The 18,856-nt window shown below is 46.5% G+C and carries 17 protein-coding genes; 11 read left to right on the forward strand and 6 right to left on the reverse strand.

Annotated features, from left to right (window positions below; genetic code table 11):
* Window positions 1-29 precede the first annotated feature (29 nt).
* Complete coding sequence (locus tag ABDB98_RS07610; RefSeq protein WP_438421854.1) at window positions 30-647, reverse strand: hypothetical protein; 618 nt, start codon at window positions 645-647, stop codon at window positions 30-32.
* 308 nt (window positions 648-955) lie between these two features.
* Window positions 956-1,144: a YlaF family protein gene (locus ABDB98_RS07615; protein ID WP_438421855.1), complete on the reverse strand. Its 189-nt coding sequence runs from the start codon at window positions 1,142-1,144 to the stop codon at window positions 956-958.
* A gap of 111 nt (window positions 1,145-1,255) precedes the next feature.
* On the opposite strand from ABDB98_RS07615, the gene typA reads away from it, so the two are divergent.
* Both typA and ABDB98_RS07625 read left to right on the forward strand, forming a co-directional pair.
* Complete coding sequence (gene typA, locus ABDB98_RS07620) at window positions 1,256-3,094, forward strand: translational GTPase TypA (protein ID WP_016936244.1); 1,839 nt, start codon at window positions 1,256-1,258, stop codon at window positions 3,092-3,094.
* 55 nt (window positions 3,095-3,149) lie between these two features.
* Window positions 3,150-3,470, forward strand: a complete 321-nt coding sequence (locus ABDB98_RS07625; protein WP_015239793.1) for a YlaH-like family protein — start codon at window positions 3,150-3,152, stop codon at window positions 3,468-3,470.
* Window positions 3,471-3,511: 41 nt separating this feature from the next.
* Here ABDB98_RS07625 and ABDB98_RS07630 read toward each other — a convergent pair whose 3' ends face one another.
* Window positions 3,512-3,721, reverse strand: a complete 210-nt coding sequence (locus tag ABDB98_RS07630; RefSeq protein WP_016936243.1) for a YlaI family protein — start codon at window positions 3,719-3,721, stop codon at window positions 3,512-3,514.
* A gap of 102 nt (window positions 3,722-3,823) precedes the next feature.
* Window positions 3,824-4,450 carry a YhcN/YlaJ family sporulation lipoprotein gene (locus tag ABDB98_RS07635; RefSeq protein ID WP_269775145.1) on the reverse strand — a complete coding sequence of 209 codons (627 nt, stop codon included), beginning with the start codon at window positions 4,448-4,450 and terminating at the stop codon, window positions 3,824-3,826.
* 156 nt (window positions 4,451-4,606) lie between these two features.
* Here ABDB98_RS07635 and ABDB98_RS07640 point away from each other — a divergent pair, with 156 nt between their 5' ends.
* A complete protein-coding gene (locus tag ABDB98_RS07640; protein ID WP_438421857.1) occupies window positions 4,607-5,935 on the forward strand; it encodes a PhoH family protein in 1,329 nt (442 codons plus the stop codon).
* Here ABDB98_RS07640 and ABDB98_RS07645 read toward each other — a convergent pair.
* Complete coding sequence (locus tag ABDB98_RS07645; protein ID WP_438421858.1) at window positions 5,930-6,406, reverse strand: peptidyl-prolyl cis-trans isomerase; 477 nt, start codon at window positions 6,404-6,406, stop codon at window positions 5,930-5,932. The genes ABDB98_RS07640 and ABDB98_RS07645 overlap by 6 nt on opposite strands.
* A 102-nt stretch (window positions 6,407-6,508) precedes the next feature.
* Between ABDB98_RS07645 and glsA the strand changes: the two genes are divergently transcribed.
* The 4 genes from glsA (at window position 6,509) to pyc (ending at window position 12,765) form a co-directional block, all read left to right on the forward strand.
* On the forward strand, window positions 6,509-7,438 hold the full coding sequence (gene glsA, locus ABDB98_RS07650; protein WP_438421860.1) for a glutaminase A: 930 nt from the start codon (window positions 6,509-6,511) through the stop codon (window positions 7,436-7,438).
* Window positions 7,439-7,545: 107 nt separating this feature from the next.
* Window positions 7,546-7,827 carry a YlaN family protein gene (locus tag ABDB98_RS07655; RefSeq protein ID WP_016936238.1) on the forward strand — a complete coding sequence of 94 codons (282 nt, stop codon included), beginning with the start codon at window positions 7,546-7,548 and terminating at the stop codon, window positions 7,825-7,827.
* A 204-nt stretch (window positions 7,828-8,031) separates the two neighbouring features.
* A complete protein-coding gene (locus tag ABDB98_RS07660) occupies window positions 8,032-9,243 on the forward strand; it encodes an FtsW/RodA/SpoVE family cell cycle protein (RefSeq protein ID WP_049628415.1) in 1,212 nt (403 codons plus the stop codon).
* A gap of 75 nt (window positions 9,244-9,318) precedes the next feature.
* Window positions 9,319-12,765, forward strand: a complete 3,447-nt coding sequence (gene pyc, locus ABDB98_RS07665) for a pyruvate carboxylase (protein ID WP_438421861.1) — start codon at window positions 9,319-9,321, stop codon at window positions 12,763-12,765.
* A 92-nt stretch (window positions 12,766-12,857) separates the two neighbouring features.
* On the opposite strand, the gene ctaA is transcribed toward pyc, so the two are convergent.
* Window positions 12,858-13,784, reverse strand: coding sequence for a heme A synthase CtaA (gene ctaA / locus ABDB98_RS07670; RefSeq protein WP_438421862.1), 927 nt, complete (start codon window positions 13,782-13,784; stop codon window positions 12,858-12,860).
* A gap of 343 nt (window positions 13,785-14,127) precedes the next feature.
* Between ctaA and cyoE the strand changes: the two genes are divergently transcribed.
* From cyoE to ctaE, 4 genes are all read left to right on the forward strand, one after another.
* On the forward strand, window positions 14,128-15,045 hold the full coding sequence (cyoE, locus tag ABDB98_RS07675; protein ID WP_060962860.1) for a heme o synthase: 918 nt from the start codon (window positions 14,128-14,130) through the stop codon (window positions 15,043-15,045).
* Window positions 15,046-15,262: 217 nt separating this feature from the next.
* Window positions 15,263-16,333, forward strand: a complete 1,071-nt coding sequence (gene coxB, locus ABDB98_RS07680) for a cytochrome c oxidase subunit II (protein ID WP_438421863.1) — start codon at window positions 15,263-15,265, stop codon at window positions 16,331-16,333.
* A 31-nt stretch (window positions 16,334-16,364) separates the two neighbouring features.
* The gene (ctaD, locus tag ABDB98_RS07685; RefSeq protein WP_438421864.1) at window positions 16,365-18,233 is read left to right on the forward strand and encodes a cytochrome c oxidase subunit I; all 1,869 of its coding nucleotides are present in this window, start codon (window positions 16,365-16,367) and stop codon (window positions 18,231-18,233) included.
* Entirely contained in the window at window positions 18,233-18,856 is a 624-nt protein-coding gene (gene ctaE / locus ABDB98_RS07690) for a cytochrome c oxidase subunit III (protein ID WP_013352146.1), read from the forward strand. Before ctaD ends, ctaE begins: the two co-directional genes overlap by 1 nt.

The raw sequence follows: 18,856 nt of genomic DNA on the forward strand, positions 1-18,856 counted from the left end.
CCCGGCTGAATGACCGGGCGTTTTTTCGTTTACTCAGCCGGGTGAAAGGCTGTATAAATGCTTTCAAGTAATTCCTGCGGCAGTGAATTAAAGAATCCGGCACACAGCTTTGCTTCTTTTTTACCTGCACCTGCTTTTTCAGCCAGCTCCTGATCAAACGTATACACGCCGTCTTCTTCAACCAGCGCAGATTGAAGAATATGAAGACTCTGGGAGAAAGCGGTGAACAGCTGATCAACGATAAGAGCTTCTTTTTCCGTAAAGCCGAGCTCCACTGCTTTTTCTTTATTAAATGTATATTCGCCGTCCGTTTTCTCGATACATTGGGAAAGGACGGTTAAAAATTCCGTTGAGCTGTCCCACAGCTTTTGAATGGTCTGTGCGGCTTCTTTATCTAATCCCAATTCAACCGCTTTTTCACCGTCAAAATAATAGACGCCGTCTTTTTCGTAAATGGATTGGCTGATGATGTCTAAAAGCTTTGCCGCATCTTCCGGTGTTTTCTCGGCAAAAGCCTGCAAGACAGGCGATTCATTTGCCTGAATTGTTTTTGCACCGGCAGACTCAAGCGGACTGAATGCAAGCAAGGCGGCTGAAGCGGTTGCAGCGGCAGTTACAGCGGTTTTCTTCAAAAAAGATGTTTTCATTTCGTTCTCTCCTTGTTATGTGTATTTGCTTACAGCCACAAGTATAAAAAGCCAGTGATGGAATTGAAATAGGAAGTTTGGTATTTTCTGCATAACGATGCCGGACTAATTCCGGCTGCCTTTTCTGACGGACTCTGCTGTTGTCACTAGGATGCATGCCGCTGTTTCCGGCTTCCTGACTAGGCGGCGGGGGAGATAAGCCTTACATCCCGCCGGTTTTGAGGGTGCAAAAAAGCCTGAATTTTTCATTCAGGCTTCATCAATATTGTGCTTTTCATGTTTACGGAATTTTGCAAAGGGTCATGCTTTTAATCAAGCAGTCCCTGTTCGCGCATTTTTTTCTTTACAGTGAAACCGCTTCCCATCAAGGCGATAACGAGAACAATGCTTCCGATGACACCCCATGCGCTTTTCTCAGCGATTGATACGCCGATCAGCATCATGCTGAAGACTGCTGCGAATGCAAATAATAATAAGAGCCAATTCAATTTTTTCATATTTCCATCCCCTTTAACGTCATACTTTCAGTTTACAGAAAAACGTGACGCTTTTAAAGAGGATGTGTGGTATAATATGAAAGTTATCTAATTTTTTTAGGAGATGAAAATGTGAAACTTCGAAACGATCTTCGCAATATCGCGATTATTGCCCACGTTGACCATGGGAAAACGACTTTGGTAGACCAATTGCTTCACCAAGCCGGAACCTTCCGTGCCAACGAAAATATTGCCGAACGCGCAATGGATTCAAACGATCTTGAACGTGAACGCGGTATTACAATTCTCGCGAAAAATACTGCGATTAACTATAAAGATACACGCATTAATATTTTGGACACTCCGGGACACGCCGACTTCGGCGGAGAGGTTGAACGGATTATGAAAATGGTTGACGGCGTTCTGTTAGTCGTTGACGCATATGAAGGCTGCATGCCGCAAACCCGTTTCGTACTGAAGAAAGCCCTTGAGCAGAACTTAAATCCGGTTGTCGTCGTAAACAAAATCGACCGTGATTTCGCCCGCCCGGAAGAAGTTATCGATGAAGTGCTTGATCTGTTCATCGAGCTGGATGCAAACGAAGAACAGCTTGAGTTCCCTGTCGTCTACGCTTCTGCGATTAACGGAACGGCAAGTCTTGATCCGAAAAAGCAGGACGAAAACATGGAATCACTGTATGAAACGATTCTTGAACATGTCCCTGCACCGGTTGATAACGCCGAAGAGCCTCTTCAATTCCAAGTGGCGCTTCTTGATTACAATGACTATGTCGGCCGTATCGGTATCGGACGCGTTTTCCGCGGCACGATGAAAGTCGGCCAGCAGGTTTCATTGATGAAACTTGACGGAACGGTCAAATCATTCCGTGTAACGAAAATTTTCGGTTTCCAAGGATTGAAGCGCGTGGAAATTGAAGAAGCGAGAGCGGGAGACCTTGTTGCCGTTTCCGGTATGGAAGACATCAACGTCGGTGAAACGGTCTGTCCGGCTGACCACCATGAGCCGCTGCCGGTTCTTCGTATTGATGAGCCTACACTTCAAATGACATTTGTCGTAAACAACAGCCCGTTTGCAGGCCGTGAAGGCAAATATGTCACAGCCCGTAAAATTGAAGAGCGTCTGAACGCACAGCTGCAAACAGACGTCAGTCTTCGTGTCGAACCGACGGCATCGCCTGACGCATGGGTTGTTTCAGGACGCGGTGAGCTTCACCTGTCTATTTTAATTGAAAACATGCGCCGCGAAGGCTATGAGCTTCAAGTGTCTAAACCTGAAGTTATCATTAAGGAAATCGACGGTGTAAGCTGCGAGCCTGTTGAGCGCGTGCAGATTGACGTGCCTGAAGAGCATACCGGTTCTGTTATGGAATCAATGGGTGCGAGAAAAGGCGAAATGCTCGATATGATTAATAACGGAAACGGCCAGGTCCGCCTGATCTTTACCGTACCTTCACGCGGGCTCATCGGCTATTCTACTGAGTTTCTGTCACTGACACGCGGTTTCGGTATCCTGAACCACACGTTTGACAGCTATCAGCCGATGCAAAAAGGCCAAGTCGGAGGCCGCCGTCAGGGTGTGCTCGTTTCCATGGAAAATGGAAAAGCGACATCTTACGGAATTCAAGGTATTGAAGACCGCGGCGTCATCTTCGTTGAGCCGGGCACAGAAGTATATGAAGGCATGATTGTCGGCGAACATAACCGTGACAATGACCTTGTCGTCAATGTCAGCAAAATGAAACAGCAGACAAACGTCCGTTCCGCAACGAAGGATCAAACGACTACGATTAAGAAAGCGCGCATTATGTCGCTTGAAGAATCACTCGAGTACTTAAACGATGATGAATACTGTGAAGTAACACCGGAATCCATCCGTTTAAGAAAGAAAATCCTGAACAAAAACGAACGTGAAAAAGCGGCGAAAAAGAAAAAAACAGCAGGAATGTCTTAATCACTTGCAGAATTTGAAAAGATAGAACCCGAACGGAAAAGGGGAGGGGATCTTTTTGAATGAAGTAAGTGAACGGCTGTCGTTCTTTGCTGCGCTTTACCAAGTGGATGAGCATCCGCTGACGGGAATGTGGCTGTTATACGGAACGATCGTCGTGCTCTCGGTGATTGTATTTAAACTCGGCTTTGCCAAAAGGCTGCCGGTTTTAAAGGCTGCGGCAGTTTATCTCTTTCTCGTGCTCGGCTGCACCGTGCTGACTTTTTTCGGTGTGTTTCTGCCGGTCGGAGAAGGGCTTGTTGTCGCCGCCTTGATTTTGATCATTTACAAAATCCGTCTGCACCAGTCCAAAAAAAGCCAGTCAGCTAAACCGCAATAAAAAAATGACCCTGCCTTTCGGCGGGTCATTTTTTTATTGGTTTATTTTTTCACTTTATCTTTTTTCGTTTTTTGCCCTGGATGAAAGGAGAAATGTCCGGTATTCAGCCGCGCCTCTGTTTTGACTTTGATTCGGTCATGGCATTCCTGGCACATATATGTATGAATCGGACGGTTGCGGAGGCGTTTGGCTGTCAGTGTTTCATCATCAATTTGTTCAATTTTGTCGCAAATGGAACATTTAACTCTCATTGATTTTTCACCTCTTTCACTATGACAAGCATTATATCATGGATGACCCGCCTGCCAAAGGGAAAGAAAGCAGCGCCCTTCCTTTGTAGCGGGCGCTGCTTTTTACCGGCGGTTATTCATGTGATGATCTGATTGATCATTCTGCTCGTTTTGCAGCTTGTTCTGATCTCTTTGATTCAGCTGGTCATCATTCGATTTAGTCGGTGATTCTTTTTCATTGTCGGTCACATCATTCGGAACTTCCGGCATGACACGTCCGACGATTGCGGCGAGTTCGTCCAAAATGCCTGAAACCGGACGTCCGGCCTTAATATCGCTGCCCATGCCTCTCAGGCGGGAGACTGTATCGGGATCAGCGACGACAACGGCATTGGCGCCGTAAGGATCGTTTTTTAATGCTTGGGCTACGGTGTATTTAATGCTTTCCACTTTGCTCCGTTCTAAATTGTCATCCACATCGATTCCGACGACTGAGTATCGTCCGAGTACGACCGCGGTTGCGTCTGTAATGCCTGGGATTTTTTCAGTCACTTCGACTAGATGCTTTGCAATGTCCGTCCGTCCGGGATTCACAGCAGTCTCAGGAGCTGTATCACTCACATGAATCGGTTTTGCTCCGCCCTGATCGGTTGATTCGTTTTGGATATTGCTGCGCCCGCGGCTGTCCTGTACAGCTGTGCAGCCGGTCAGAATAAATAAAGCTTGTATGATAATGAAAAGAATTCGCACGTCAGATTCCCTCCTTTAATGCTTTCATTTCTTTTATTGTTGAATTAACCTTCTATCTTTATTCACCAAATCATATATTTTAGCAGGCATCCCCGTTTTTCACGAAAAGAGAAGCACACGCTGGGCTTTGATCCTTATTTTTCAGGAGGCTGAGACTTGAGTAAAATTTATGTGTTAGATACGAATGTACTTTTGCAGGATCCTAACGCCATTTTTTCTTTTGAAGAAAACGAAGTTGTCATCCCCGCCGTCGTGCTGGAAGAGGTCGATTCAAAAAAGCGGTATATGGACGAGGTCGGGAGGAATGCGAGGCACGTATCTAAGCTGATAGACGGGCTCAGGGAGAAAGGAAGGCTGCACGAAAAGGTTCCGCTTGAAAGCGGAGGAACGCTCAGAATTGAACTGAACCACCGGTCATTTCATCAGCTTCAGGAAATTTTCATCGAAAAAACAAATGATAACCGCATTTTGGCGGTGGCAAAAAATTTAAGCCTTGAGGAGGAAACGAAAGAAAACGGACGCCCCGTCATTCTGGTCAGCAAGGATGTGCTGGTCAGGGTAAAGGCGGATGCCATCGGGCTTTTGGCGGAGGACTTTTTAAACGACAGAGTCGTTGACCATGATGAGATATACAGTGGGTACAAAGATATATTTATGAATAAAGAGCGGTTTGACTCGTTTTATAAAAACAAACAAATTTCAGTCAAGGAGCTTCAGCAGCATCAGGTTTATCCGAATCAATTTGTGCTGATGAAAGATGAATTAGGAGGATCTTCTTCTGCGGTCGGCATGACAGATAAGAAAGGGGAGACCGTAAAAAGACTCGTCTTTGATGATGAGCACGTATGGGGCATCAGGCCGAAAAACGTCCAGCAGACAATGGCGCTTGAACTCCTGCTGAGAAAAGATATCCCGCTTGTCACCCTGATCGGAAAAGCGGGAACGGGAAAAACCTTGCTTGCTCTCGCGGCGGGGCTTCTGCAAACGGAGGATCTCGGTATTTATAAAAAACTGATCGTCGCTCGTCCCATCGTCCCGGTGGGCAAGGATATCGGATATTTGCCGGGTGAAAAAGAGGAGAAGCTCAAGCCGTGGATGCAGCCGATCTTTGATAATCTTGAATTTTTGTTCAATGCGAAAAAGCCGGGTGAACTTGAAGCGATTTTAGCGGGCATCGGATCAATTCAGGTCGAGGCGCTGACATACATTCGGGGAAGAAGCATTCCGGATCAGTTTATTATTATTGATGAGGCTCAGAATTTGACGAGGCATGAGGTCAAGACGCTTTTGACACGGGTGGGAGAAGGCAGCAAAATTGTCCTGATGGGCGACCCGGAGCAAATAGATCACCCATATTTAGACAGTTTGAATAACGGACTTGCTTATGTCGTAGAGCGGTTTAAAGGACAAACCGTCTCCGGCAGCGTGAAGCTTATGAAAGGCGAAAGATCCGGCCTTGCACAGCTTGCGGCCGATTTGTTATAGAACTTCGATTTCTGTGACGCCCGTTATCGGTTTTTCAAAGTTTTCGTTCACGTAAAAATGGACCGGACCGCCGTCTTGAAGAGGCTTCCCTGACTCACAGAAATGGGCGATTGCGTCCATCGCCTTTTCAAGCGGCACCTCGGTTCTTTCAGATCCTGAAATAAATACGCAAAGGACAGCGCTTTCTTTCGGCTCGGCATTTGCTAAGACAGCACCGAGCTTCATGGCGAAGCTGCCGTTCATTAATCTTTCTTTTTCAAAACGTTTTTCGCTTTTTAAAGTCGGCGGCGAAATGCGCCCTTCTCTGATCACCCGTTCCGGATCAAGTGTATGCTCCTTAGTTTCTGCCGAGCCGTCTGAGTGAACGGGCTGATTGTTTTCAAACGGAAACTTGCGGTCATCGAAAATCCAGACACTCGGATCAATTGTAATCGGGTATGTAACATTGCCTTTAACTTGAATAACGCTCATGGTGAAGCCCCCCTTTACTTAAAGTATAAAAGTTTTCGCATGAATTGTCACTTTGCGTCGCAAATTAGACGTAACCAACGGCAGCAAAGTGAGGGGATCGAAATGGTATGCCGGCATTACCAGGAGCTGGACGCACTCGTTCAAGAAGCGAAAAAAAAGACCGGAGAAGGCAAAGTGGCAGACTATATTCCGGCTTTGGCAGAATCGGGGCAAGACAGCCTTTCAGTCACGATTTATCATGCGGAAAATACATGTCTGACGGCAGGAGACGCCGACCGGACATTTACGCTGCAGAGCATTTCGAAGGTGCTTTCTCTGGCGCTCGTACTGATGGATTACGGAAAGGAAAAGATATTCAGCTGCGTAGGGCAGGAGCCGACCGGCGACCCGTTTAATTCCATTGTGAAGCTTGAGACGATGAACCCGGGCAAGCCTTTAAATCCGATGATTAATGCAGGCGCTCTCGTCGTTACAAGTTTTATTAAAGGGCATACGCCGAAAGACCGTCTGGATTATCTGCTCGGATTTATCAGAAGGCTTGCGAATAATCAGGAAATTACATATTGCAGACATGTCGCAGAATCAGAATTCAGTTCCTCCATGATCAATCGGGCAATGTGTTATTACATGAAGCAGTATGACATTTTTAAAGGCGATGTTGACGAGGTCATGGATTTGTATACAAAACAGTGCGCGATTAAGATGAGCAGTCTGGATTTAGCCAAAATCGGCTGCGTATTCGCACTTGACGGCAAGCATCCGGAGACCGGGGAACAGGTCATTAAAAAAGATGTGGCGAGAATCTGCAAGACGTTTATGGTGACATGCGGCATGTACAATGCGAGCGGGGAATTCGCGATCAAGGTCGGCATTCCCGCCAAAAGCGGGGTTTCGGGAGGAATCATGGGCATTTCGCCATACAATTTCGGAATCGGTATATTCGGCCCGGCGCTTGATGAAAAAGGCAACAGCATCGCGGGTGTGAAGCTTTTGGAAATCATGTCTGAGAAATACAGGCTGAGTATTTTTTGAAACATTTTTTATCACGACATCTGCTTAAATCCTCTTGCAATTTCACCTGATACCCTTTATGATAAATAGAAGAATTAGGTACTCGCCTGGGGAACGGAGGGATACTTTTGGCTTCAGAGATTATAGTTGACCATCAGCAGAAAGCATTCGAACTGTTGAAGTCAGATGCTGAGAAGATTTTGAAGCTGATCCGAGTACAAATGGATAACTTAACGATGCCTCAATGTCCTCTGTACGAAGAGGTCTTGGATACTCAGATGTTCGGACTGTCGAGGGAAATCGATTTTGCTGTCCGCCTGGGATTAGTTGATGAAAACGACGGAAAAGAGCTGCTGGACAGACTTGAAAGAGAACTGTCTGCTCTGCATGACGCGTTTACAGGAAAATAAATGATCAAACTCAAACTATTCAACGGTTTGGGTTTTTTTATAACCGTAAACCGTTTTTTTGCATCTTCTTTTCGTGAGACGGTCTATTAATCTGCATTTCATCCGAAAAACTATAAAGAAACTGCGTAAATTGTTTATGAATTATAGTAAAATATAATACGCAATAGGTATTAAACGTAAGCTTTAAGCAGGAAAGAGGATGTTATGTTTAAAAGAATGTTAAAATCTTATGATTATTCATTGATAAGCGCTATTATTCTGCTGTGCAGCTTCGGATTGGTAATGGTATACAGTTCAAGTATGATTACCGCCGTTATGCGTTACGGCGTGAGCAGCGACTATTTTTTTAAACGGCAGCTGTTCGCCGTCATTGCAGGGCTCGTGCTGTTTATCATCGCGGCCGTTTTTCCGTACAAAGTGCTCGCCCATCAAAAGGTCCAGAAAATATTACTGCTTGCGTCAGTGGCTGCGCTTTGCGCGCTGTTTGTTTTCGGACATGTTGCCGGAAACGCGCAAAGCTGGTTTAAAATCGGCGGAATGGCCATTCAGCCGGGGGAATTTGTCAAGCTGACCCTGATTTTGTATCTTGCCGCGGTGTACGCGAAAAAACAAAGCTATATCGATCAGCTTTTGACAGGAGTTGCTCCGCCGGTGATCGTCACCGTAGTCATTTGTGCGCTTATCGCCATTCAGCCTGACTTCGGAACGGCGATGATTATCGGTCTGATCGCGTTTTGCGTCATTATGTGTTCGGGATTCAGCGGAAAGACGCTGCTCAGGCTGGTTATCATGGCGGGAATCGTATTACTTCTTGTCAGCCCGATCATTTATCTGAAATGGGACGATATTTTGACACCAGGGCGCATGAGCCGGTTTGAAAGCCTTGAAAATCCGTTTAAATATGCCGGCACATCAGGCCTGCAGATTATAAATTCGTATTATGCGATCGGCTCAGGCGGTTTTTTCGGTCTCGGTCTAGGAGAAAGCATTCAAAAATACGGATATCTGCCGGAATCGCATACAGACTTTATCATGGCGGTGATTTCAGAGGAGCTCGGCATTTTCGGCGTCCTGTTCGTCATTGTGCTGCTTGCTTTTGTTGTGTTAAAAGGTTTTTATATTGCGAGAAAATGTGAAGATCCGTTCGGCAGTCTCCTGGCAATCGGGATATCCAGTATGATTGCGATTCAGACCTTCATCAACCTCGGCGGTGTCAGCGGCTTAATTCCGATTACGGGTGTTCCGCTGCCGTTTATCAGCTACGGAGGCTCATCCATGTTTTTATTATTGACGAGCGCCGGTATATTGGTGAACGTCAGTATGCATGTCAAGTACTCAGAAAAGAAGAAAAAGAGGGAACCCGTTCCGTCTAAGGGGATAAAAAGACGGCAGACGGAAAAATCTGTGTATCTGTAAAAAACAAGTGTATACACAGGGAGGATATTCCTTTATTATAAACTACATATTTATTAGGCCAAGGGGGAGAGAAATTTGTCACAACAATCCATCCAAAAAGTGTTAGTAGCAAACAGGGGAGAAATTGCGATCCGGATTTTCCGGGCGTGCACAGAATTGAACATCAGAACGGTAGCCGTTTATTCAAAAGAAGATTCGGGTTCCTACCACCGCTATAAAGCGGATGAAGCCTATCTTGTCGGAGAAGGCAAAAAACCGATAGACGCGTATCTTGATATTGAAGGAATTATTGGGATTGCGAAAAGAAACGGTGTTGACGCCATCCATCCGGGTTACGGATTTCTGTCTGAAAATATCCAATTTGCGAGACGCTGTGAAGAAGAGGGCATCGTATTTATCGGACCGACGTCAGCGCATTTGGATATGTTCGGAGATAAGGTCAAGGCCAGAGAGCAGGCAGAAAAAGCCGGCATCCCCGTTATCCCGGGGAGTGACGGGCCTGCTGAAACATTAAAAGATGTCGAACAATTCGCAAAAGTTCACGGGTATCCGTTTATTATTAAAGCTTCGCTCGGAGGCGGCGGCCGGGGGATGAGAATCGTCAGAAGCGAGGGCGAATTGAAAGATTCGTTTGAGCGGGCCAAATCAGAAGCGAAAGCCGCATTCGGAAACGACGAAGTGTATGTTGAAAAACTGATCGAAAATCCTAAGCATATTGAAGTTCAGGTGATCGGAGATAAAGAAGGCAATGTCGTCCATCTGTATGAGCGGGACTGTTCCGTTCAGAGACGCCATCAAAAGGTCATTGAGGTGGCGCCGAGTGTATCCTTACAGCCTGAATTAAGGGACGAGATCTGTGAAGCGGCTGTCGCCCTTGCGAAAAATGTCGGCTATATCAACGCGGGAACCGTGGAATTTCTCGTAGCGGACGGTGAGTTTTACTTTATTGAAGTGAATCCTCGCGTACAAGTGGAGCATACGATTACGGAAATGATTACGGGGGTTGATATCGTTCAGACGCAGATTCTCGTTGCGCAGGGCCACGGACTCCACAGCCGTGCCGTCAATATTCCTCAGCAAAAAGACATTTTTACAATCGGGTATGCGATACAATCACGTGTGACCACTGAAGATCCGCTGAATGACTTTATGCCTGACACGGGTAAAATTATGGCTTACCGCTCAGGCGGCGGCTTCGGCGTCCGCCTTGATACAGGGAACAGCTTCCAGGGCGCGGTTATCACGCCTTATTACGATTCACTGCTCGTCAAACTGTCGACATGGGCGCTGACGTTTGAGCAGGCATCGGCAAAAATGGTACGCAACCTGCAGGAATTCAGAATCAGGGGCATTAAGACCAATATCCCGTTTCTTGAAAACGTGGCGAAGCATGAAAAATTCCTGACCGGGCAATATGATACATCGTTTATCGACACAACGCCCGAACTGTTTGTTTTTCCTAAACAGAAGGACCGCGGAACAAAAATGCTTTCTTACATCGGCAATGTAACGGTAAACGGTTTTCCGGGAATCGGGAAAAAAGAAAAACCTGCGTTTGATAAGCCTCAGGCCATTGCGTTAGGTATCGGAGAAACGCCGGTAAACGGCACGAAACAGATTCTTGATGAAAGAGGCGCTGAAGGGCTTGCTGACTGGGTGAAAGAGCAAAAGTCTGTACTCCTGACTGATACAACGTTCAGGGATGCCCATCAGTCTCTGCTTGCGACCAGAATCAGAACAAATGATTTGAAAAAAATCGCGAACCCCACGGCTGTCCTGTGGCCTGAACTGTTCAGCCTTGAAATGTGGGGAGGCGCGACATTTGATGTAGCGTACCGTTTCTTAAAAGAAGATCCTTGGAAACGCCTTGAAGATCTTCGCAAGGAAGTGCCGAACACATTGTTCCAGATGCTGCTTCGTTCATCAAATGCCGTCGGTTATACCAACTATCCGGACAATGTCATCCAAAAATTTGTCCGGCAGTCAGCAGAATCAGGTATTGATGTATTCCGGATCTTTGACAGTCTGAACTGGGTGAAAGGGATGACGCTGGCCATCGATGCCGTCCGTGAAACCGGAAAAGTGGCGGAGGCTGCGATTTGTTATACGGGAGATATTCTTGATAAGAACCGGACGAAATATGATTTGAAATATTATCTTTCCATGGCGAAAGAACTTGAGGCGTCTGGTGCGCACATTCTCGGCATTAAAGACATGGCCGGTCTTTTGAAACCGCAAGCAGCATACGAACTTGTCTCCGCGCTGAAGGAAACGATTGATATTCCCGTTCATCTTCACACGCATGATACGAGCGGCAACGGCGTCTTTCTCTATGCCAAAGCTGTTGAAGCGGGTGTGGATATCGTGGATGTCGCCGTCAGCTCAATGGCGGGGCTGACTTCACAGCCGAGCGCAAGCGGATTTTACCATGCGCTTGAAGGGAACAGCCGCCGTCCTGAAATGGATGTCCGGCAGGTTGAAAGACTGTCACAATACTGGGAATCCGTCCGTCAATATTACAGTGAATTTGAAAGCGGGATGAAGTCTCCGCACACTGAGATTTATAATCACGAAATGCCGGGCGGGCAGTACAGCAATTTGCAGCAGCAGGCAAAAGGAGTCGGCCTGGGTGACCGCTGGAATGAGGTGAAAGAGATGTACAGCGTCGTTAACCGCATGTTCGGCGACGTCGTGAAAGTAACACCTTCTTCCAAAGTCGTCGGAGATATGGCACTTTACATGGTGCAAAACAATTTAACAGAACAAGATGTTTATGATAAAGGCGAAACGCTTGATTTTCCGGATTCAGTCGTTGAGCTTTTTAAAGGGCAGATCGGCCAGCCGCACGGCGGATTTCCGGAAAAACTGCAAAAGCTCGTGCTGAAAGGGCAGACGCCGATCACGGTAAGACCGGGTGAGCTGCTTGAACCGGTATCTTTTGAAGGCATTAAAGAAGAATGGAAAGAAACACATCAGACGGCATTGAGTGATCAGGATGCAATCGCGTATGCTCTTTATCCGAAGGTTTTCACTGAATATGTACAAACGGCTGAACGCTTCGGTGATATTTCCGTATTGGACACACCGACTTTCTTCTACGGCATGACGCTGGGTGAAGAAATCGAAGTGGAAATCGAGCGCGGAAAAACGCTGATCGTGAAGCTTGTATCTATCGGTGAACCGCAGCCTGATGCGACACGGGTCGTTTATTTCGAATTGAACGGCCAGCCGCGTGAGGTAGTCATTAAAGATGAAAGCATTAAATCATCCGTAAAGGAAAAATTAAAAGCCGATCGGACAAACCCAAGCCACATTGCAGCATCAATGCCGGGAACCGTTATTAAATTGTTAACTGAAACCGGCGCGAAGGTGAACAAAGGCGATCATCTGATGATTAATGAAGCGATGAAAATGGAGACGACGGTGCAGGCGCCGTTCTCCGGGACGATCCAGCAGATCCATGTGAAAAACGGGGAACCGATTCAGACAGGCGATTTACTGATCGAGATTGAAAAAGCGTAAAAGAATGAACATTAAAAACCTGATCCATGTGCGATCAGGTTTTTTGTATGTAAAAAGACCGAAGCTCTGATGCTTCGGTCTTTTCATGCGCCTCAAATGTTCCGCTGTTTTGATTCATAACGGAAGCGGGCAATTAATAATAAGAAATAGCATAGGACACCGAACAGCCCGGCAATAAAGAGTGAATGGGCAAGTGCAAAACCGGTGGCCATTTCTGAATAAACAACCATGATTCCGGAGAGCGCCTGTAATAAAACAAAGACAAGAGCCGCCGTCCAGCCACCAAGAATCTGTTTTTGGTCTTTGTAGGAGCGCACCGCATGCACGAAAGCGATAAGGATCCATACGAACAGAAGCAGCGCTGCCGTTCTGTGGCCCATCTGCACCCACTCCTGAAATTGGGACGGAAGCCCGTGGTTCAGTCTGCTGCAAAGCGGAACATCAGGACAGGCAAGGCTTGATTGCGTATGGCGCACATAAGCCCCCGTATAAACGACGATATACGTGTAAATCGAAAGGCCGATCATATGAAACTGCATTTTCCTGCCGATTCTGAGCGGCTTGACGAGCTTTTTGTCTGATTTATCCGCTTCAAAGATGAGCAGCGTCAAAATCAGAACAGAAGCGAAAGAAATCAGCGATATGCCGAAATGAAGCGCCATAACGAGCGCATTTGATCCGAAAACAACCGCTAATGCGCCGAGAAGCGCCTGTAAAAATAAAAAGATAATGGACATAATGGCGAGAAAGGTTGTTTCACGGAAAACAGGCGTGACTTTTCTCCATGCCCAAAACGCGAGGCTCAGCACGAGAACGATTGAGACACCGCTTGCGAGTCTGTGGCTCCATTCAATGATAGAAGCGGCATTAAGCTCCGGGAAAAAGCGGCCGTGGCAAAGCGGCCACTGTCTTCCGCATCCGAGACCCGACCCTGTCTTTGTGACAAGAGCGCCGCCGATCAGCACGACGAGCATGACGAATGTCGTCAGCACACCGAGCGCTTTTAAAGCTTTATTCATTTTACATTCACCTTCTTAACAAACTGGACAAAATGATATACGTACCAAGTGTAAGCGAATATGTGTTTTGTGGCAATTCTCAATTCTGTTTGTTCACAAAAATATAATAGAATCAGGACTTCTTAGATAATGGGGTTGATTATTCCAGATGGGTCTGATAGAAATAAAGTAACCGCTTTATTATGCAATCGGCAGATTTGGTAAAATTCATAAAACGTTCACAAATAAATTCCTGTTTCTCGTTTAATATTTAAGAGGATGTTTTTTTACAGGTCATTATCTTGTATGATAGAGTTGCAGGTCTTAAAAAACCTGCTTTAGGTTTGTAAGGGAGGTTTACGTTATGGCTAATTCCAGAATTTTAAACGATACAGCTATAGACGGACAGATTGAAGAGACGACGGCATGGAAGGATTTCCTTTCGCTTATTAAAATAGGAATCGTCAATTCGAATTTAATTACGACTTTTACCGGCATGTGGCTTGCGTTACATATATCCGGTCTGAGTTTTTTAGGCAATTTAAACACCGTGCTTCTTACATTAATAGGATCTTCACTGATCATCGCCGGTTCTTGTGCGGTTAATAACTATTATGACCGTGATATTGATCATTTAATGGAACGCACGAAAGTAAGACCGACGGTTACCGGAAAGATTCAGCCGAATCAAGCGCTGTGGTCAGGAATTTTACTCATTGCTTTAGGACTTATCATGCTTTTAATGACCACCGTAATGGCGGCAGTCATCGGTTTTATCGGGGTGTTTACGTACGTTGTTCTTTATACAATGTGGACGAAACGCCGCTATACGATTAATACGGTTGTCGGAAGTGTATCGGGCGCGGTTCCGCCGTTAATCGGCTGGACAGCGGTTGAAGGGCACATCGGTGTTGTCGCATGGGTATTATTCATGATTTTATTCATCTGGCAGATTCCGCACTTTTTAGCGCTTGCGATTAAGAAGACGGAAGATTACAGAGCAGCGAATGTTCCAATGCTTCCGGTAGTGCACGGCTTTGAGGTGACGAAAAGACAGATTATCGTCTGGGTCGCATGCCTGCTGCCGCTTCCGTTTTTCCTCGGCAGTCTCGGTCTTCCGCTCGTCATTCTCGGCACTCTGCTGAATGTGGGATGGCTTGTTCTCGGACTGATGGGTTTCCGTATGAAAAACATTATGAAGTGGGCAACTCTTATGTTTGTCTATTCGCTTAATTACATGACCATTTATTTCGTAGCAATGGTGGTCTTCACGCTGTTTTAATTGAATAATGAGCTTGTTTGATCGCCAAAACAAACAATGACAACTAGTAAACGCCGCCTTGACCTTTTGTTTAATCAGGCGGCTTTGCTTTTATACATAGATGGAATTTTAAGTAAAAAATCTCATATTTTAAGAAATGAGGAAATGAAGTATTTCAGCTGGAAGCAGATTTACTGCTCGTGCATTTTGTACTGATTCAAAAAAGGGGTTGGGTGAAATGTTAAAGCGTTGGCGTCTTTTATCATTATTAGCCTTAGTGCCGCTTTTATTGAGCGGCTGTGGAAAACCGTTTCTGTCCACACTCAAGCCTGCCGGCGAAGTGGCTGATAAACAGTATGATCTGACGGTGCTCAGCACACTTATCATGGTTGTCGTCGTTGCGGTCGTAGCAGTTATTTTCTTTTACGTCATTGTGAGGTTCAGACGGTCGCGTATAGGGGAAGACACGATACCGAAACAGGTGGAGGGGAACCGTTTTTTAGAAATCACCTGGACTGTTATTCCGATCCTGCTTCTGATTATTCTTGTCATCCCGGTTGTCATCCAGACACTGGCGCTGGCGGATACGTCGCCGATGGATAAGAAAAACCGTAAAGCAGAGGATGCGCTCGTGATTAATGTAAGGGCGAATTTATACTGGTGGGAATTCGAGTATCCTGATTACGGCTTTGTGACCAGTCAGGAGCTGATCGTTCCCACAGATGAACGCGTTTATTTCAAGCTGAAGTCCTCAGATGTGAAACACTCTTTCTGGATTCCGTCAGCCGGGGGAAAAATCGATACGAATACGGATAACGACAATACTTTCTTTCTGACCTTCGATTCTAAACGCAGCAAAGAAGCGGGGAAATATTTCTTCGGGAAATGCGCGGAGCTGTGCGGCCCTTCACATGCGCTGATGGATTTCAAAGTGAAACCGCTGCCGTCAAAAGAATTTAAACAATGGACGAAAGCGATGAAAAATTATAAGCATACAACAGATTCCGATTTAGCCGCGCAAGGAGAAGAGCTGTTTAAGGAAAAAAACTGCCTGAGCTGTCATGCGGTTGAGCCTAATGATAAACGGGCTGAAGCGGCAAGAACGGCTCCGAACCTGGCTACCTTCGGCGAACGTGTCAAAGTGGCCGGCATCAAGGATGCGAATAAAGAGAATGTAAAAGCTTGGCTGAAAGATCCGGACAGCATTAAACCGGGCAATAAGATGACAGGCACTTATCCGAAGCTTTCGGACTCTGAAACAGATGCGCTGTATGAATATTTAAAAGGGCTGAAAGCGGAGAACAAGTGAGGACAGGGAGATATCAGGGGGGAGGTCGCAAATGATGAATACGCTTACAGGGCAGCAAAGAAAAGGCTCTTTGCTTTGGGACTATTTGACGACGGTTGACCATAAGAAAATCGCGATTTTATATATGATCGCCGGGGGATTTTTCTTCGTCGTCGGCGGACTTGAGGCCATGCTTATCAGGATTCAGCTCTTGAGACCGGGAAACGATTTTGTGAATGCGCAGCAGTTTAATGAAATTATGACGATGCACGGCACGACAATGATCTTCCTGGCCGCAATGCCGCTGTTATTCGGGCTGATGAACGCGGTTGTGCCGCTTCAGATCGGGGCGCGTGACGTATCATTTCCATTTCTGAATGCGCTTGGGTTCTGGCTGTTTTTCTTCGGGGGAATCTTCTTGAATCTGAGCTGGTTTTTAGGAGGCGCTCCAGATGCAGGCTGGACGTCGTATGCGTCGCTTGCGCTGAATTCGAAAGGACACGGCATTGACTTTTTCGTGCTCGGCCTGCAGATATCAGGCTTAGGGACGCTGATCGCGGGGATTAACTTTCTGGCAACCATTATTAATATGAGGGCGCCAGGTTTGACGTATATGAGACTGCCGCTGTTTACGTGGACGACATTTGTGGCGTCGGCACTCATTTTATTCGCATTTCCTCCGCTCACCGCCGGTTTAGCGCTGATGATGCTGGATCGTCTGTTCGGGACGAATTTCTTTAATCCTGAATTGGGCGGAAATACGATTATCTGGGAACACTTGTTTTGGATTTTCGGGCATCCGGAAGTATACATTTTAATTCTTCCTGCTTTCGGGATTTTTTCAGAAATCATTCCTGTGTTTGCGAGAAAGCGCCTGTTTGGTTATTCCTCTATGGTTTTTGCGATCGTGCTGATCGGCTTTCTCGGATTCATGGTATGGGTTCACCACATGTTTACGACCGGACTCGGACCGATTGCCAATGCGATATTTGCGGTTGCGACGATGGCGATCGCGGTGCCTACGGGCATTAAGATTTTCAACTGGCTTTTGACGATTTGGGGAGGAAACGTCAAATTCACGACGCCTATGCTGTATGCCGTCGCTTTTATTCCGTCTTTCGTGCTCGGAGGTGTGACGGGTGTCATGCTGGCGGCCGCAGCGGCAGATTATCAGTTCCATGATACGTATTTTGTCGTAGCGCATTTCCACTACGTCATCATCGGCGGCGTGGTGTTCGGCATTCTGGCGGGCGTGCATTTCTGGTGGCCGAAAATGTTCGGGAAGGTGCTTCATGAAACGATGGGGAAAATTTCCTTTGTCTTGTTTTTTATCGGGTTTCATCTTACCTTCTTCATTCAGCATTTCCTCGGCTTAATGGGAATGCCGCGGCGTGTTTACACATATCTGCCCGGCCAGGGGCTTGATACCGGCAACCTGATCAGTTCAATCGGCGCTTTTTTCATGGCGGGCGCGGCTGTATTGCTTGTCGTCAATATTATTTATACTTCTGTAAAAGGGAAATACGTCGGGAATGACCCGTGGCTGGACGGACGTACGCTCGAATGGGCGGTCTCTTCGCCGCCGCCTGAATATAATTTTAAACAGCTTCCGTTTGTGCGGGGACTTGACCCGCTGTGGATTGAAAAGCAGGCCGGAAATGAAGGGATGTCTCCTGCAGAGCCTGTAGAGGACATTCATATGCCGAACGGCTCCATCATGCCGTTTATCATGTCCTTCGGGCTGTTTGTCGCAGCGTTCGGGTTTTTATACCACTCCGATTATTCATGGGGGCTTCCGGTTATCTTTATAGGCCTCGGCATCACATTCTTTACCATGCTGCTTCGGTCCTTGGTCGATGATTACGGCTATCATATTCACAAAGAAGATCTGCCGAATGATGATAAAGGGGTGAAGGCGTAATGCAGCTACAGGAAAAAATGACGGCTGAAACCTTTCCGGCTTCTCCTGAAAAAGCAACGCTTGAAGGGAAAAATAAGTTTTTAGGATTTTGGCTGTTTCTCGGCGGGGAAACGGTTCTGTTCGCCTCGCTTTTTGCGACATTCCTCGCGTTGCGGGAATCTAAAGCGGGCGGGCCGTCAACGGCTGACATGTTCGAGCTGCCGATCGTGTTTATCGCCACGATGCTTCTGTTAACGAGCAGCTTAACGAGTGTGTATGCAATGTATCATATGAAAAATTTCTCCTTTAAAAAAATGCAGGTGTGGCTTTTGATTACCGTTTTATTGGGAGCGGGATTTTTAGGGGTGGAAATTTATGAATTTAAGCATTACACTCACGAGTTCGGTTTCACCATTACTAGCTCTGCGCTCGGCTCGGCGTTTTACACGCTGGTCGGCACACACGGAGCACACGTGGCATTCGGGTTATTATGGATCAGCGCCCTGATGATCCGGAATGCTAAAAGAGGGCTCAGCCTTTATAATGCGCCGAAATATTATGTGGCCAGTCTATATTGGCATTTCATTGATGTCGTGTGGGTCTTTATCTTTACCGTTGTATATTTAATGGGGATGGTGGGATAA

Source organism: Bacillus siamensis (genome assembly GCF_051628075.1).
Lineage (GTDB): Bacteria > Bacillota > Bacilli > Bacillales > Bacillaceae > Bacillus > Bacillus siamensis.

Excerpts from the sequence above, each read along its gene's own strand:
- ABDB98_RS07610 (WP_438421854.1), bottom strand. The coding sequence starts at position 647 with ATGAAAACATCTTTTTTGAAGAAAACCGCTGTAACTGCCGCTGCAACC.
- ABDB98_RS07615 (WP_438421855.1), bottom strand. The coding sequence starts at position 1,144 with ATGAAAAAATTGAATTGGCTCTTATTATTATTTGCATTCGCAGCAGTC.
- ABDB98_RS07630 (WP_016936243.1), bottom strand. The coding sequence starts at position 3,721 with ATGAGAGTTAAATGTTCCATTTGCGACAAAATTGAACAAATTGATGAT.
- ABDB98_RS07645 (WP_438421858.1), bottom strand. The coding sequence starts at position 6,406 with ATGAGCGTTATTCAAGTTAAAGGCAATGTTACATACCCGATTACAATT.
- glsA (WP_438421860.1), top strand. The coding sequence starts at position 6,509 with ATGGTATGCCGGCATTACCAGGAGCTGGACGCACTCGTTCAAGAAGCG.
- ABDB98_RS07660 (WP_049628415.1), top strand. The coding sequence starts at position 8,032 with ATGTTTAAAAGAATGTTAAAATCTTATGATTATTCATTGATAAGCGCT.
- ctaA (WP_438421862.1), bottom strand. The coding sequence starts at position 13,784 with ATGAATAAAGCTTTAAAAGCGCTCGGTGTGCTGACGACATTCGTCATG.
- cyoE (WP_060962860.1), top strand. The coding sequence starts at position 14,128 with ATGGCTAATTCCAGAATTTTAAACGATACAGCTATAGACGGACAGATT.
- coxB (WP_438421863.1), top strand. The coding sequence starts at position 15,263 with ATGTTAAAGCGTTGGCGTCTTTTATCATTATTAGCCTTAGTGCCGCTT.
- ctaD (WP_438421864.1), top strand. The coding sequence starts at position 16,365 with ATGATGAATACGCTTACAGGGCAGCAAAGAAAAGGCTCTTTGCTTTGG.
- ctaE (WP_013352146.1), top strand. The coding sequence starts at position 18,233 with ATGCAGCTACAGGAAAAAATGACGGCTGAAACCTTTCCGGCTTCTCCT.